Below are 15,955 nucleotides of genomic sequence, written 5' to 3'. Positions count from 1 at the left end.
AGGCGGCGACGCGTGGGAACCGGTGGACGCCGCAGCGTCTGCTCCCGGGCGGGTTGCGCCTCCCGCCGGGTCACCGGCCACCTCGCGGTCGCCGCCTCCACTCTATGGCCTCCGTCAGGGCAGGGTCCAGCGCTGGTTCGCCGCGCCCGTGCACGTCCACAGGTGCACCGCCGTGCCGTCGGCCGAGTTGTTGCCGGACACGTCCAGGCACTTGCCCGACTGCGGGTTACGCACCGTGCCGTCGGCCTGCGCGGACCAGTTCTGCGCGCCGGTGCCGTTGCACGTGTAGAGCTGGATCTTCGTGCCGTCCGCGCTGCCGCCACCGGACACGTCCAGGCACTTGCCGAGCGCCTTCACCGGCCCGTTCGGCGTGACCGTCCACGACTGCGCCGACGAGCCGTTGCAGGTGTAGAGCTGGATCTGGGTGCCGTCGGCCGACGACCCGCTCCGCACGTCCAGGCACTTGCCGGCCAGGCCCTTGATCGGGCCCGCGCCGCCGGTGCCGGTCGAGCGGACCAGCGTGAAGTCGTCGACGTCGAACAGCCCGGAGCCGCTGCCGGTGAACGTCAGGTGCACGGTCTGCGTACCGGACGGCACGCCGGTGAGCGCGGTACTCACGTCGGCGAACGTGGTCCAGCTACCGGTGTTCGGCACCGCCACCTGGCCGAGCAGCGGGCCGGTCGGCGATCCGGTCCGCACCTGGAGCGTGCCGCCCGGGCCGCCGGAGACCACCCGGGCGCGCAGCGACGTCACACCGGTCAGGTCCAGCCCCGGGTACGCGGCCCAGTCGCCCGGGTCCACGTACCCCAGGGTCTGGCCGCCGTTGGCGCCGGCCTTGGGGTACGCGCTGACGCCGCTGGCCGAACCGAACGCCTCGGCCTGGACTGTGGTGTTGCCGGTCGGCGGCGGTGTGCCGCCGAGTTCCTTGATCCGGATGTTGCGGAACGACACGTCGTCGCCGGTGCCGTGGTTCTGGATGCCGACGTGCCCGGCGAGCGACCGCACCGGGTCGGTGTTCGTGAAGTCGTTTATGCGTACGCCGTTGAGGAAGACCTGGAGCCGCTCGGACTCGACCAGGATCTCGTAGGTGTTCCACTCCCCCGCCGGGTTCAGCGCCGCGTCCCGGGCCGCCAGGTCGGCCGACTTGAAGCCGTAGATCGCGCCGGTGGTCCGGTCGGCGGCGTCGGTGGGGTCGATCTGGATCTCGTAGCCGTTGTCCACCGCCGAGTTCGGGTCGCTCGACGGCGGGAAGCCGACGAACACGCCCGAGTTGTCGTCACCGGCCAGCCGCCAGTCCAGCTTCAGCGAGTAGTCGGTGAACTGCTTCGCGCTGTACCAGTACAGGCCCATGCCGCCGACCGAGGTGAGCGTGGCGTCGGCGTTTGTGAAGCTGCCCGGCCCGGCCTGCGACCAGCCGGTGGTGCCGCCGTTGTAGAGCGCGGTGTAGCCGGTCTCCGGCCGGCAGTCGGCCTTCGTGCGCCCGGCGGCGTAGCGGATGCCGCCGAGCAGGTGCGCCCGGAACGCCGTGTCGGCGTACGACGCCTGGGTGTGGCCGCCGCCGGTGTAGAAGGACCGGCCGCCGCTGTACGTCTTGCACCAGGCGTGCGGGTGGTCGCCGCCCATCGAGCCACCGGAGTACGAGGACTCGTCGAGGCTGGCCAGCACGTGTGCGGTGGAGCGGGCGTTGGTGCGGTAGTCGTACCACTCGTCGGTGCGGTTCCACCGCTGCGGCAGGTGCGCGGTCGCGGCGTGCGCCCGGTCCTCCACCTTCACGGTGGCCGGCTGGATGGCCGGGTGGGACGCGAACCAGGCGCCGACGAGGTTGCCGTAGAACGGCCAGTCGTACTCGGTGTCGGCGGCGGAGTGCACGCCGACGTACCCGCCGCCGGCGCCGATGTACGCCTCGAACGCCGACTGCTGGGTGGCGTTGAGGACGTCCCCGGTGGTGTTGAGGAAGATCACCGCCTCGAAGCGGGCCAGGTTGGCGGTGGTGAACTGGGCGGCGTCCTCGGTCGCGGTCACGGTGAAGTTGTTCGCCGCGCCCAGCTCGCGTACGGCCTGCGTGCCGACCGCGATGGAGTCGTGCCGGAAACCGGCGGTCTTGGAGAAGACGAGCACGTCGTAGGGGGCGTCGGCGGCGGCCGCCGGGCTCGCGGGGACGGTGCAGGCGACGACGGCGAGGACGGCGGTCACCGCCGCCAGTGCGGTGCGCACGAGTTTCATCTGGTTCTCCTTCATCCTCACGGCAGGGTCCAGCGCTGGTTCGCCGCGCCCGTGCAGGTCCACAGGTGCACCGCAGTGCCGTCGGCCGAGTTGTTGCCGGACACGTCCAGGCACTTGCCCGACTGCGGGTTACGCAGCGTCCCGTCGGCCTGCGCGGACCAGTTCTGCGCGCCGGTGCCGTTGCACGTGTAGAGCTGGATCTTGGTGCCGTCGGCGCTGCCGCCACCGGACACGTCCAGGCACTTGCCGAGCGCCTTCACCGTGGCGTTCGGCGTCACGGTCCACGACTGCGCCGTCGTGCCGTTGCAGGTGTAGAGCTGGATCTGGGTGCCGTCGGCGGTGGCGGCGTTGCGCACGTCCAGGCACTTGCCGGCCAGGCCCTTCACCGGGCCGGTGCGGACGGCCGACGTGGTGAGCGTGAACGCGTCCAGGTCGTAGAGCGCCCCGGTGCCACCGGCGAACGTCAGGTAGAGCGTGGTGGTGCCGGCCGGCGGACCGGCGATCGTGCCGGTCACTGTGGTGAACGTGTCCCAGGCGCCGGTGACCGGGACGGTGGCCGAGCCGAGCACGGTGCCGGTGGCCGAGCCGGCCCGCACCTGGAGCGTGCCGCCGGCCCCGGCCGACGAGACCCGGGCGGTGAACCCGGTGGCGTCGGCGAGCAGGTACGGCTGGAACGCGATCCAGTCCCCGTCGTGGATGTCGCCGACGGTCTTGCCGCCCTCGGCGGTGGCCTTGTCGAACGTGTTGATCCCGGACGAGGTCTTGAAGTGCTCGGCCTGCCGGTGCCGGGGCTGGAGCGTGTGCTGGGTGTGCGTGGTGAGGCCGCCCGAGTCGGTGTACTCGGCGTCGAAGACGGCGAAGATGTTCGCCGCGTCGTCGTGCTCACCGTCGACGGGTACGGCGATCGAGCCGGTGCAGCCGGTCGCCGAGGTGATCTGGTGGCCGTGCTGGTCGTGGCCGAGCACGTAGGTCATCTTGACCTTCGTGCAGTCGATGGTGGCGTCCTCCGGGTCGGTGACGGTGATCCGGAACGGCACGGTGTCGCCGAAGGAGAACAGCTTGCCGTTGCCGGGCGTCTCGATGACCACTGTCGGCGCGGTGTTGCCCACTGTGATCGTCACGCTGGCGGTGCCGGTGGCGCCCTGCGGGTCGCGCACCGTGAGCGTGGCGGTGTACCTGCCGTTGGCGGTGTAGGTGTGCGAGGGGTTCGCGGCGGTGGAGGTGCCGCCGTCGCCGAACGTCCAGGCGTACGTCAGCGCGCCGCCCTCCGGGTCGGACGAGCCGGCCGAGGAGAAGGTCACGGCGAGCGGCGCGGCGCCGGAGGTCCGGTCGGCGGCGACGCGGGCCACCGGGGCGCGGTTGGCGCCGCCCAGGTAGTCGAAGCGGTACAGCGCCGAGTTGGCGTCGCCGTTGAAGTAGCCGGTGCCGTAGTCGAGCACGTAGTACGCGCCGTCCGGGCCGAACGCCGAGTCCATCACCTGCTTGCCGGTCCACGGGAACGTGTCGATGGTGCCGGGTGAGCCGTCCGCGCCGACGTGGATCGGCTTGATCCAGCCCCGGCCGAACTCGGTGGCGAAGAACTGCCCGTCGAACGACTGCGGGAACTTCGTGGTGGACGGGTTCGCCGCGTCGTACCGGTAGACCGGGCCGCCCATCGGCGACTCGGAGCCGCCGCCGAACTCCGGCGGGCTGCCCGCGTCACCGGCGTAGCGGATCCAGGACGGCTTCGCCGCCGGCAGCGTGGCCAGGCCGGTGTTGCGGAACGAGTTGTTCGTCGGCCCGCCGGTGCAGTTGTACTTCGGGCCGGCGGTGCCGGTGGCGAAGTCCCACTCGGCGTACGTCTCGGCCGCCGTGTTGGTGCCGGTGCAGTACGGCCAGCCGTAGTTGCCGGGCCCTGTCACCCGGTTGAACTCGACCTGCCCGGACGGGCCGCGGGCCGTGGTGGTGCCGGCGTCCGGCCCGTAGTCGCCCACGTAGACGACGCCGGTGGCCTTGTCGACGCTGATCCGGAACGGGTTGCGGAAGCCCATCGCGTAGATCTCCGGGCGGGTCCGCGCGGTGCCGGGCGCGAAGAGGTTGCCGGCCGGGATCGAGTACGTGCCGTTGGCGTTCACCTTGATCCGCAGGATCTTGCCCCGCAGGTCGTTGGTGTTGCCGGCGCTGCGCTGCGCGTCGTATCCGGGGTTGCGGTTGGTGCGCTCGTCGATCGGCGCGTAGCCGGCCGAGTCGAACGGGTTGGTGTCGTCGCCGGTGGACAGGTAGAGGTTGCCCGTGGCGTCGAAGTCGATGTCGCCGCCGACGTGGCAGCACAGCCCTCTGTCGGCCGGTACGTCGAGCACGTCGACCTTGCTGGCCTGGTTGAGCGTGAAGTCGGCGTTGAGCGTGAACCGGGACAGCCGGTTGACGCCCTGCCAGGCGGAGAAGTCGGTGCCGGTGGCGGGCGCGTCGCCGGCCGGGGTGGACAGCGGCGGGGCGTAGTAGAGGTAGATGTGCCGGTTGGAGGCGAAGCCGGGGTCGACGCCGACGCCCTGGAGCCCTTCCTCGTCGTGGGTGTAGACCGGCAGCGTGCCGATGACTGTGGTGGCGCCGGCCGCGTCGGTGCGGCGCAGCGTGCCGTTGCGGGCGGTGTGCAGGACCGACCGGTCGGGCAGCACCGCGAGCGACATCGGTTCGCCGGTCTCGGCGACACCGCGGGCGAGTTCGACCTGCTGGAAGTCGCTCGCCGAGATCGGGTGGGCGGACGCCGGGACGGACGCCGCGGCCACTGTGACGGTGCCGGCGGTGGCTGCGAGCAGCAGCGCTGCGGCAGCGGCGAACGGTCGTCGGGCACGGGGGTGGTGGTGGCTGGACATGCTGTGCTGTCCCTTCCTGACGCGCGCAGCCAGGACCGGGCGCGCGTCGCGCCGGATGCCGAGCAGGGGATGCTGCGCCGGCCCGCCGGGAGGTCGGCGGGCCGCGACCTCCGGTCAGGACCGGAGGTCACCTCGCCGAGGCGGGCGGTGCGGGGCGATCTGGTGCGGGCGATCACCTCGGCGAAACAGCGTTGTGCTGTGCACGACATTAAGACCTTTCGATCAGCCTGTCCATAGCTTCTGATCGATCGGCTTTGACTTTCGCCGCTCAGCGACAAAAGTGGGTGTCACTCGTGGCGGTCGACCGCCCGCTCCGCGAGCCCGGCCAGCACCCGTCGCGCCGGTTCCGCCAGTGGCAGCGCCTCCAGCGCGACAAGCGCCGCGTCGGCACGGGTGCGGATCATCCGCTCCACCGCCTCCCGGGCGCCGGACTCCTCGACGATGCCCCGCACCTCGGCCGCGCCCGCCTGATCGAGGCCGGGATCGCCGACCAGCTCCCCCAGCCGGGCCGCACCGGCAGGGGAGGCGGACGCCCGGGCCAGCGCCAGCAGCACCGTCGGCTTGCCCTCCCGCAGGTCGTCCAGGTTGGACTTGCCGGTCACCGCCGGGTCGCCGAACACGCCGAGCAGGTCGTCGCGCAGCTGGAACGCGTCCCCGAGCGGGTCGCCGAAGCCGGCCAGCGCGGCCACCTCCTCCGGTGGGGCACCGGCGAGCGCGGCGCCGATCTGCACCGGGCGGGTAACCGTGTAGCGAGCCGTCTTCAGCCGTACCACTGTGAGCGCGCTCGCCACCGAGCCGTCCCCGGCCGCCCCGACCACGTCCAGGTACTCCCCCGCGATCACCTCCGAGCGCATCCGGGCCAGCAGCACGTGTCCCCGGCGCAGCCGCTCGGGCGGCAGCCCGCATCCGTGGAACATCTGCGCCGACCAGGTGGCGCAGAGGTCGCCGCAGAGCAGCGCCGCCTGCCGCCCGAACGCCGCCGGGTCGCCCGGCCGGCCGGACCGGGCGTGCAGGTCGGTGAAGAACCGGTGCAGCGTCGGCGCGCCCCGGCGGCGGTCGCTGCGGTCCACGATGTCGTCGTGGATCAGCGCGAACGCGTGGAACAGCTCCAGCGACGCAGCGGCGGTCACGATCGGCCCGGCGTCCGGGCCGCCGAACCCCCGCCAGCCCCAGTAGCAGAACAGCGGCCGCATCCGCTTACCGCCGGCCAGGACGAACCAGCGCACAGCGGTGTGGACGGCCCCCGTACCGTCGTCCGGCCGATCCGGCTCTCTCGCGTCCAGGAACGCGGCTAGCGCGGCGTCGAAGCGGCCCCGCAGCAGGGCCGGATCGGTCGGTGCGACGGTTACGGTCATGGTGCCTCCCTGGCCAGTCCGGCGAGTTCGAGCAGCAACGCCTTCACATCGGTGGCCTCCACCCGGGGCCGGATCGCGGCCCGGTCGGAGCAGATCAGCATCGGGCCGTCCGCCGGGTCGGCGGGCAGGCGCCCGTGTGAACCACGCACCGCCCGTGCGCCCGCGTCCAGCCCCACCACTGTCATCAGGTAGCGCAGCCCGAGCTTCTTGCGGGCCAGCGCCACCGCCGCCCGGCGCTTCGCCGCGCCCGGCGCGGCCGGGTCGAAGAACAGTTCCGCCGGGTCGTAGCCGGGCTTGCGGTGGATCTCCACCAGCCGGGCGAAGTCGGGTGCCCGCGCGTCGTCGAGCCAGTAGTAGTACGTGAACCAGGCATCCGGCTCGGCCACCAGCACCAGCTCACCCGAGCGGGGATGATCGAGCCCGTGCCCGGCCTGCCCGGCGGCGTCGAGCACCTCAGCCACGCCCGGTAGCGACGCGCAGAGCTTCGCCACCGCCGGCACGTCCGCCGGATCCCTGACGTAGACGTGCGCCACCTGGTGGTCGGCCACCGCGAACGCCCGTGAGGTCCACGGGTCGAGGTATTCCATCCCGGCCTGGGTGTAGACCCGCAACAGCCCTTCGGCGCGCAGCATCCGGTTCACGTCCACCGGTCGGGACACGTCGGTGATGCCGTACTCGGACAGCGCCACCACTGTGGCTCCCTGCTCGCGCGCGGCGTCGAGCAGCGGACCGAGCACCCCGTCCAGCTCCGCCGCCGCGGCGGCCGCCTGCGGGTCGGACGGGCCGAAGCGTTGCAGGTCGTAGTCCAGGTGCGGCAGGTAGACCAGCGTCAGGTCGGGGGCGTGGTCGGTGAGGATGCGCTGGGCGGCCCGGCTGATCCACGCCGAGGACGGCAGCCCGGCACCCGGACCCCAGTAGCTGAACAGCGGGAAGGTGCCGAGCGCGTCGGTGAGCGTGTCCCGCAGCTCGGGCGGGTCGGTCCAGCAGTCCGGCTCCTTGCGCCCGTCGGCGTGGTAGACCGGGCGCGGCGTGACCGTCCAGTCCACGTCCGCGCCCATCGCGTACCACCAGCAGACGTTGGCGACCCGGTAGCCCGGCTCGACGCGGCGGGCCGCCTGCCACACCTTCTCGCCGCCGACGAGAGCATTGTGCTGCCGCCAGAGCAGCACCTCGCCCAGGTCGCGGAAGTACCAGCCGTTGCCCACCACGCCGTGCCCGGCGGGCAGCTCGCCGGTGAGGAACGTGGACTGCGCCGAGCAGGTCACCGCCGGCAGCACGGTGCCCAGCTCGGCGGCGAACCCGGTCTCGGCCACCGCGCGCAGCCGGGGCATGTGCGCCAGCAGCCGCGGCGTCAGCCCGACCACGTCGAGCACCACCAGCCGCCGGCTCACGAGGGCACGCCTTCCGCCGCCCGCGGACCCGGAGCGCCCTGCGCGCCGCCGTCGGCCAGCCCCACGGTGGTCAGTTCGTCGCGGGCGAACGCCAGCTCGGCGGCGATGCCGGCGGCCAGCTCCGCGTCGCCGCGCGGCCGCCGCGCCTCCGGCAGCACCCCCCAGGTGTACGTCTCGACGTCGAGGTGGTCGCAGCCGGCGACCGGACCGGCGTACAACGCGGCCAGCGCCTCGCGCAGCACCGGGACCGTGGAGCGCAGCGGCGGCTCGGGCGGGGCGTGCAGCGGCACGTGGTAGTGCACCCGCCACGCCCCTGGTAGCCGCGCGTCGAGTGCGGCGTCGAGGTCGTCGGCCGCGTACGCCGGATCGGCCGGATCGGTGGCGACGGCGCAACCGGCAGCCCGCGTCTGGTGCAGGAACCGCGGCTCGACGAACCGGCGCAGCGCCGCGCTCGCGGCGGCCGGGTCGGGCGCCTCGATCGCTGCGGACACCTGGACCTTCACCACGGGGAGACCGGCGGCACGCAGCCCGGCCAGGGCATCCGCCGGCTGCTCCCAGGCACACGCCAGGTGCGCGAGATCCAGGCAGATCCCGAGCCGGTCGGTATCCATGTCTGAGAATACCTCGCGTGCTTGTCCCGTCGACTCCACCAGACAGCCCGGTTCCGGTTCGAAGCCGACCCGGATCACCCGGCCGGTCTCCCGCTGCACGGCGGCCAGGCCCTCGGCCAGCGCGTCCAGGCGACGCCGGGCGGTGGCGGCCCGCCCGGCGTCCCACGGGCTGCGCCAGGCGATCGGCAGCGTCGAGATCGAGCCCCGGACGGCGTCGTCGGGCAGCAGGTCGGCGAGCACCCGGGCCAGGTCCAGCGTGTACGCCGACCGTTGCGGCGTGGTCCAGTCCGGGTGGTACACCGCGCCCTTGACCACAGGGGCCTGGAACGCGGCGTACGGGAAGCCGTTGAGCGTGACCACCTCCAGCCCGCGTACGGTCAGCTCATGGCGCAGCCGGCGGCGGGCCGGCGGGTCGGCGGCGAGCGCGGCGGCCACCGGCGCGGCCAGCCAGAGGCCGAGCCCGAGCCGGTCGGCGCCGAGTGCCCGGCGGACCGCGACCGCGTACGTGTCGAGCTGGGCGACGATGCCCGGCAGGTCCTCGGCCGGGTGCACGTTCGTGCAGTAACCGAGGTGGACTGTCGTGCCGTCGGCGTGGCGCAGCCGCATCACTGCCCCCCGCGCGCGATCGAGTTGCCGGCGAAGGTGGGGTCGCCCGCCTCCAGGTCGGTCAGGTCGAGCCGGCCGGACTGGCCGTAGAACTCCACCGGGTTGCGCCACAGCACCCGGTCGACGTCGTCGGCGTCGAACCCGGCCAGCAGCATCGCCTCCCCGGTGGCCCGGGTCAGCAGCGGATCCGACCGGCCCCAGTCGGCCGCCGAGTTCACCAGCATCCGCTCGGTGCCGTACCGCTTCAGCAGCTCCACCATCCGCGGCGGCGACATCTTCGTCTCCGGGTAGATCGAGAAGCCCAGCCAGCAGCCGGTGTCGCGGACCAGCTCCACTGTCACCTCGTTGAGGTGGTCGACGAGCACCCGTCCGGGCGCGATGCCCGACTCGGCGACCACCGCGAGCGTCCGCTCGACGCCGCGCGCCTTGTCCCGGTGCGGCGTGTGCACCAGCGCGGGCAGGTCGTGCGCGACGGCCAGGGCGAGCTGCCCGGCCAGCGCGGCGTCCTCGGCCGGCGTCATCGCGTCGTAGCCGATCTCGCCGACCGCCACCACGCCGTCCTTGTCCAGGTAGCGGGGCAGCAGGTCGAGGACCGGGCGGCAGCGCGGGTCGTTCGCCTCCTTCGGGTTCAGCGCCACAGTCGCGTGGTGCCGGATGCCGAACTGGCCGGCCCGGAACGGCTCCCACCCGATCAGCGAGTCGAAGTAGTCCACGAAGCTCTCCACGCTGGTACGCGGCTGGCCCAGCCAGAACGCCGGCTCGACCACCGCGCGGACCCCGGCGGCGGCCATCCGCTCGTAGTCGTCTGTGGTGCGGGACGTCATGTGGATGTGCGGGTCGAAGATGCGCATGTCACGCCTCCGTGGTGGGGATGGTCAGCCGGCGCAGCAGGTCGGCCGCGTCGGCGGGCATGTCGCGGCCGGCGGCGTGCCGCTCGGCGGCGAACGCGGCGAGCATCCGGGCCAGCTCGCCGTCGGCCCGCTCCGGCAGGCCGTCGACCACCGCCAGCGGCACACCGGTGAACACGCACTTGAGCACCGCCTGCCGCCAGGTCGCCTGCTCCAGGTGCCGGGCGTACGGGCCGAGCGCGGCGGCGACCAGCCGGGTGTCGTTGGTGCGGGTCGCGTCGTGCAGCAGCGGCACGCACTCCGCGCCGATCGGCAGCAGCGGCAGCGCGCGCAGCACCGCGCGTTTCTCGGCGGCGTCGCCCTGCCGGTACAGCGTCTCCGCGGCGGCGGCGTGGCCGTGCGGCAACGCGGTCAGCAGCAGCGCCCGGGCCGCCTCGTCCGCCGTCCAGCCCGGCAGGTCGGGCAGCGGCAGGCGACCGCACCGCCGGGCTGCGGCGGCGAAGAACCGCCCGATCGCCGTGGGTTCGGTGGCGACGCGGCGCAGCGCCGCGTCCAGCCACTGCGGATCGGGTACGCCCCGAAGCGCGGCGCGCAGTCGGTCGGGTGTCATGCCGTCTCCCCTCTGCCGGGTGGAAGGTGGTGGGTCACCGCCCCTCGCCGCGCGAGGCGGCGGCGCGCAGGAAGTCCAGTGAGCGGGCGGCGACGGCCGGGGCGGCGTGCGAGTGGCGGGGCAGTTCCACGGCCACCAGCCCGCGGTAGCCGGCGTCGGCCAGGGCGCGCAGCACCGGCGGGAAGTCGATCTCGCCGGTGCCGAACTCCAGGTGCTCGTGCACACCCCGGCGCATGTCGTCGATCTGCACGTTGACCAGATGATCGGCGACCGCCGACACGCACCGCGGCACCGGCAGCGGCTCCAGGCAGCGGCAGTGTCCGACGTCGAGCGTGATGCCGAAGCCTGGTGGCGCGCCGAGCGCCTCGCGCAGCCGCCACCACCCGGCGATGTCCTCGACGAACATGCCCGGCTCGGGTTCGAAGCCCAGCGGCACGCCCGCCTCCGCCGCCTCGGCGCACACCGTCGCACAGCCCGCCACCAGGCGGTCGGCGGCGACGGCAGGTGGTACGCCGGGCGGGCGTACGCCGGCCCAGAAGGAGACCGCCTCCGCGCACAGGTCGGCGCCGATCCGGACGGCCCGGCGCAGGAACTCCACCCGCCGGCCCGGGTCGTCGTGCAGCAGCGTCGACGCGTGCTTGTGCCACGGGTCGAGCAGGTACCGGGCGCCGGTCTCGACCACCACCGCGAGCCCGAGCGCGTCCAGCCGGCGGCGTACGGCGGCGACCCGGCGGGCCAGGCCGGGGGCGAACGGGTCCAGGTGGTCGTGGTCGAGGGTGAGCGCGACGCCCACGTACCCGAGGTCGGCCAGCACCGCCAGTGCGTCGCCGAGCCGGTGGTTGGCGAAGCCGTTGGTGCCGTACCCGAAGCGCAGCGCGTCCGCTCCGGGCAGCGGGCCGGCGGCGGCCCGGGTGGCCGGCGCGGCGGTCATGTCGGTGAGATCAGTCGGGCCAGGCGGCGGCCGAGCGGGGCGGCGCCGGCCACGGCGAGGCCGAGCAGCCGGGCCCCGGCGCGGGCGGTCAGCGCGCCCTGCAACGCGGGCAGCCCGGTGATCCCGGTGCCCACGGCGGCCCGCACCCGGGCCGGTGACGGGTCGGCGAGCACCCGGGCCTGCGCCCGGCCGTACCGGGTGGCGTACCCGGCGGCGAGCACCGCCGGCACGAGGTCACCGAACCGGGCGGCGAGGCTGGAGCCGCGGCGGCCGGTGACGGGCGACGTCGGCCGGGCCGGGACGGCTGCCGCGATCAGCGCGGTGCCGGCGAGCGTGAGGCCCGGCAGACGCCGGTCCGCGCCGGTCACCTCGCGGCGGGACAGCGCGGTCACGGTCCAGGTGTGCGCGGCGACCGTGAACGCCGCCGGAAGCGCCCGTACCACCCGGCCGCCGGACGCGCCGAGCAGCACGTCCAGCCCGCGGCAGGCGGCCATCACCGCCGGGCCGGCGGCGGTGTTCTTCGCGCGCAGGTCGTACCCCCAAATGGTGGCCGCGAGTGGGAGCGCGACAGCTGCCGCGCGACGGCCCCCGGCGGCGGTGGCGACCGCGAGCCCGGCGGCGGTCAGGCCGGACGCGACGCCGAGCGCGACGGCCGGGCGCACCCGGCCGGACGGGATCGGGCGTTCCGGCCGCTCGACCGCGTCCAGCCGCCGGTCCGCCCAGTCGTTCGCGGCCATCCCGGCCCAGTAGAGCAGCACCGACGCGCCGGCCAGCGCCGGTGTCCGCGGGCCGAGCGCACCGGCGGCCGCCGCGCCGGACAGCACGTCCCCGGGTACGGAGAGCGCGGCGGGCGCCCGCACCAGCTCGGCCAGGTCGGCCAGGCGGGTCACGGCGTCACCCGGGCGTGCAGGCCGGCGACGAAGTCCCGCAACACCGTCCACTGGTCGCCGAGCGCGTGGCCGGTCGCGCCGAGCGGGTCCTTGAAGAAGAACGCCAGCTCGGTCAGCGGGCCCTCGCGCCCGGCGGCGTGGGCGGCGGCGGTGAGCCGGGCCAGGTCCAGCACGAGCGGCGCGGCCAGCGCCGAGTCGCAGCCGTGCCAGGTGAACTCCATCCGCATGCCGGTGCCGAGGAAACCGGCGAACGTGACCAGGTCCCAGGCGGTCTTGAAGTCGCCGAGTTCCTCGACGTACTCGATCCGGGTGTGGCCCTGCGGCAGGTAGCCGAGCGTCTCGGCGAGCACCCGCTGTTTGCTGCCCACCTTCGCGGCGTTGGCGGCCGGGTCGGCGAGCGTGGCGCCGTCGCCGCCGCCGAGCAGGTTCGTGCCGGACCAGGAGCGCACGGCCAGGTGCCGCATCGCGAACATCGGCGCGAGCACCGACTTGAGCAGCGTCTCGCCGGTCTTGCCGTCGTGCCCGGCGTACGGCAGTCCGCGTTCGGCGGCGAGCGCGGCCAGGGCCGGCAGGCGGGCACCGGTGGACGGGGTGAAGTCCACGTACGGGCAGCCGGCGGTGAACGCCGCGTACGCGTATCCCGAGCTGGGCGGCAGCACGTCGGCCGGGCCGGTCAGCGCGTCGCGCAGCGCGGCCGGGTCGCTGTGGGCCGGATGCGGTACGGGCGCCGGTTCGGTGGCGGCGACGTTGACCACCACCACCCGATCCAGCCCGTGCCGGGTCCGGAAGTCGGTCAGGTCGCGCACCACTGCGGCGATCCGTTCGCCCTGGTCGCCGTCGGTGGGCGTGGGCCGCAGCGCCGCCTCGACGGCGGCCAGGTCGGGTGCCACGGCGTCGGCCAGCCGGGCGGGCAGCACCCCTGCGGCGGCGAGCGCCTCGGCGCGTTTGGTCAGCGGGGTGGCGACCACGTCGTGGCCGCCGAAGACGAGATCGGCGAAGCCCGGCAGGGCGGGCCCGCGCAGGTCGGGCAGCTCGGTCACGCAACCGGTCGGCGCGGTGAGCCCGGCCCGCAGGGCCAGTCCCCCGACCACGGCGGTGGTGGCGACCGAGCCGCGCGCACCCACCAGCCACACACCCGTACGCATTCGCGCTACCTCCCCAGGTAAGGCCGGTCCGCCGGTGCGGCCGGGGAATCCCGGTCCGGCCGCACCGGAGGGCCGTGCTGGTCGTGCCGGCGGACACCGGCGGCACGCTCCCCGGAGCCGGCCTCGTCCCCGCCGCGGGGCGCAACCGCGGGCGGGCCCTCGCCGGCCGGCGCCGGTGAGTGTCGGGCGGGCCTGGCCCGCCTCGGGTCAGGCGGAAGCTTCGGCCAGAGCGGGCTCCACCTCCGTCCAGGCGGCCCGCTCGGCCGAGCGGGTCACCGCGTCGAGCACGAGCTGGACCTGCAACGCGTCGGCGAACGACGGGGCCGGGTCGGCGCCGGTGGCGACCGCCTCGACGAAGTCGCGTGCCTGGTGGGTGAAGGAGTGCTCGTAGCCGATGATGTGGCCGGGCGGCCACCACGCACCCAGGTACGGGTGGTCCGGCTCGGTCACCAGGATCCGGCTGAAGCCCTGCTCGGCAGTGGGCCGGGTGGCGTCCAGGAACTCCAGTTCGTTGAGGCGTTCCAGGTCGAACACGACGCTGCCGCGCGAGCCGTTGATCTCGACCCGCAGGGCGTTCTTGCGGCCGGTGGCGAACCGGGTCGCCTCGTACGTGGCGAGTGCTCCCCCGTCGAGCCGGGCCACGAACACCGCCGCGTCGTCCACTGTCACCTGCCCCATGGCGCTGCCGTTGCCGTCGGCCTGCGCGGCCAGGCCGCTCGACCCGGCCACGAGCGGCCGCTGACGCACGAACGTCTCGGTGAGCGCGCTGACCCCGCTGACGAGCTGACCCGTGACGTACTGGGTCAGGTCGATGATGTGCGCGCCGATGTCACCGAGCGCGCCGGAGCCCGCCCTGTCCTTCTGCAACCGCCACACCAGCGGGAACTGCGGGTCGACGATCCAGTCCTGGAGGTAGGTCGCCCGGACGTGCCGGATCTCGCCGATCCGCCCGTCGGCCACCAGCTGCCGCATCAGGGCGACAGCGGGCACCCGCCGGTAGTTGAAGCCGCACATCGCGCGTACGCCGGACTCGCGTGCCCGGGCCGCGGCCCCGGTCATCTCGCGGGCCTCGGCGACGCTGTTCGCGAGCGGCTTCTCGCACAGCACGTGCTTGCCCGCGGCGAGCGCGGCGAGGGCGATCTCGCGGTGGCTGTCCCCCGGTGTGCAGATGTCGACCACGTCGATCTCGTCGGACTCGACGAGCCGCCGCCAGTCGGTGGTGTAGCCGTCCCAGCCGAGCCGGTCGGCGGCCTCGGCCACCTTCGGCTCGTCGCGGCCGCAGACGAGCGCCATCCGCACCCGCGCCGGCAGGTCGAACACCCGGTTCACGGTGCGCCACGCCTGGGAGTGCGCGGCGCCCATGAACGCGTAGCCGACCATGCCGACCCGCAGGATGCTGTCGTGACTGGACAAGGTGGGTCTCCCCCCGTGTGTCAGAACCCGAGCTTCAGGTAGTCGCTCGCGTTCTCCTTGGTGATCGTCTCGGAGGCGAGCACGATCTCCTTCGGTACCTGGAGTTCGACCAGGTCGGACATGCCCTTGCCCTGGCCGATCAGGCGGGCCAGGGAGATGGCCGAGGAAGCCATCGACGGGCTGTAGGTGACTGTGGCCTTGAGAACGGTGTTGTCGGCGGCGATGTCCTCCATGGCCTTCTTGGAGCCGGCGCCGCCGACCATGATGAATTCCTTGCGGTTGGCCTGGTTGACCGCCGCGAGCACGCCGATGCCCTGGTCGTCGTCGTGGTTCCAGACCGCGTCGATCTTCGGCAGCGCCTGGAACAGGCCGGTGGCGGCCTGCTGACCGGAGTCCACGGTGAACTCCGCAGGCCGCCGGTTGGCGACCTTGAACCCGTACGAGGCGAGCGTGTCGGCGAACCCCTTCGACCGTTCCTGGGTCAGCTCCAGCGACTCGATGCCGGGGATCTCGCCGATCACCGGGTTGCTGACGCCCTTGGCCTTGAGCTGCTCGGCGATGTAGGTGGCGGCGGCCACCCCCATGCCGTAGTTGTCGCCCTTGATCTGCAGCCGGTAGGCCCGCGCGTCCGGGAAGGCCCGGTCCAGGTTGACCACCGGGATGCCGGCCTTCATCGCCTCCAGGCCGAACGCGTTGAGTTCCTTGCCGTCGTGCGGCAGCAGCACGATCACGTCGGGCTTCTGCGAGATCAGCGTGGACAGCGCCGCCCGCTGGGCCGCCGCGTCCGCGCCGGCCTCGACCGACTTCAGCTCCACGTCCTGGTACGCCCCGGCCTGCGCCTTGGCGTTGTTGGTGATGGCGGCGATCCAGCCGTGGTCGGCGGCGGGGGCGGAGAAGCCGATGCTCACCTTCTTGCCCGTCTCGGTGTTGGCGCCGGAACCGGCCGCCTTGGTCTGCGCCTCGGTCGGGTTCTGCTCGTTGCTGGTGCAGCCGGCGAGCAGCACCCCGGCGGAGACGGCGGCCCCGCCGAAGAGCAGCCGGCGGCGGGACAGGTCATGGCGCGGTGTTCTCATGACGCCT

Annotated in this window: 12 protein-coding genes; all 12 read right to left on the bottom strand. The window is 73.8% G+C overall.

Annotated elements, in window-relative coordinates:
* Window positions 1-114: 114 nt before the first annotated feature.
* The 12 genes from SM452_RS25265 to SM452_RS25210 all read right to left on the bottom strand — a co-directional run bounded on the left by SM452_RS25265 (window position 115) and on the right by SM452_RS25210 (window position 15,948).
* On the bottom strand, window positions 115-2,223 hold the full coding sequence (locus SM452_RS25265; RefSeq protein ID WP_463840833.1) for a ThuA domain-containing protein: 2,109 nt from the start codon (window positions 2,221-2,223) through the stop codon (window positions 115-117).
* Between the two features lie 17 nt (window positions 2,224-2,240).
* Window positions 2,241-5,075, bottom strand: a complete 2,835-nt coding sequence (locus tag SM452_RS25260) for an RICIN domain-containing protein (RefSeq protein ID WP_463840832.1) — start codon at window positions 5,073-5,075, stop codon at window positions 2,241-2,243.
* Between the two features lie 287 nt (window positions 5,076-5,362).
* Window positions 5,363-6,430: a polyprenyl synthetase family protein gene (locus SM452_RS25255; RefSeq protein WP_463840831.1), complete on the bottom strand. Its 1,068-nt coding sequence runs from the start codon at window positions 6,428-6,430 to the stop codon at window positions 5,363-5,365.
* Complete coding sequence (locus SM452_RS25250; protein ID WP_355508408.1) at window positions 6,427-7,821, bottom strand: alkaline phosphatase family protein; 1,395 nt, start codon at window positions 7,819-7,821, stop codon at window positions 6,427-6,429. Before SM452_RS25250 ends, SM452_RS25255 begins: the two co-directional genes overlap by 4 nt.
* Window positions 7,818-9,038 carry a metabolite traffic protein EboE gene (eboE, locus tag SM452_RS25245; protein WP_463840830.1) on the bottom strand — a complete coding sequence of 407 codons (1,221 nt, stop codon included), beginning with the start codon at window positions 9,036-9,038 and terminating at the stop codon, window positions 7,818-7,820. Before eboE ends, SM452_RS25250 begins: the two co-directional genes overlap by 4 nt.
* Entirely contained in the window at window positions 9,038-9,889 is an 852-nt protein-coding gene (locus SM452_RS25240) for a TatD family hydrolase (RefSeq protein WP_355508414.1), read from the bottom strand. The genes eboE and SM452_RS25240 overlap by 1 nt, the downstream gene beginning before the upstream one ends.
* Before the next feature lies 1 nt (window position 9,890).
* Window positions 9,891-10,496 (bottom strand): EboA domain-containing protein, encoded by a 606-nt coding sequence (locus SM452_RS25235; RefSeq protein WP_355508416.1) that lies wholly within the window; start codon window positions 10,494-10,496, stop codon window positions 9,891-9,893.
* A 34-nt stretch (window positions 10,497-10,530) separates the two neighbouring features.
* A complete protein-coding gene (locus SM452_RS25230; protein WP_463840829.1) occupies window positions 10,531-11,427 on the bottom strand; it encodes a sugar phosphate isomerase/epimerase family protein in 897 nt (298 codons plus the stop codon).
* Complete coding sequence (locus tag SM452_RS25225) at window positions 11,424-12,317, bottom strand: SCO3242 family prenyltransferase (RefSeq protein WP_355508421.1); 894 nt, start codon at window positions 12,315-12,317, stop codon at window positions 11,424-11,426. Before SM452_RS25225 ends, SM452_RS25230 begins: the two co-directional genes overlap by 4 nt.
* On the bottom strand, window positions 12,314-13,462 hold the full coding sequence (locus SM452_RS25220; protein ID WP_355508423.1) for an inositol-3-phosphate synthase: 1,149 nt from the start codon (window positions 13,460-13,462) through the stop codon (window positions 12,314-12,316). The genes SM452_RS25225 and SM452_RS25220 overlap by 4 nt, the downstream gene beginning before the upstream one ends.
* A gap of 207 nt (window positions 13,463-13,669) precedes the next feature.
* Window positions 13,670-14,842, bottom strand: a complete 1,173-nt coding sequence (locus tag SM452_RS25215) for a Gfo/Idh/MocA family protein (protein WP_402813963.1) — start codon at window positions 14,840-14,842, stop codon at window positions 13,670-13,672.
* Window positions 14,843-14,895: 53 nt separating this feature from the next.
* A complete protein-coding gene (locus SM452_RS25210; protein ID WP_121684095.1) occupies window positions 14,896-15,948 on the bottom strand; it encodes a substrate-binding domain-containing protein in 1,053 nt (350 codons plus the stop codon).
* Between the last annotated feature and the right edge of the window lie 7 nt (window positions 15,949-15,955).

The sequence above is a fragment of the Micromonospora sp. SYSU B005 genome (assembly GCF_055362685.1).
This window is presented reverse-complemented; position numbering and strand designations above follow the sequence as displayed.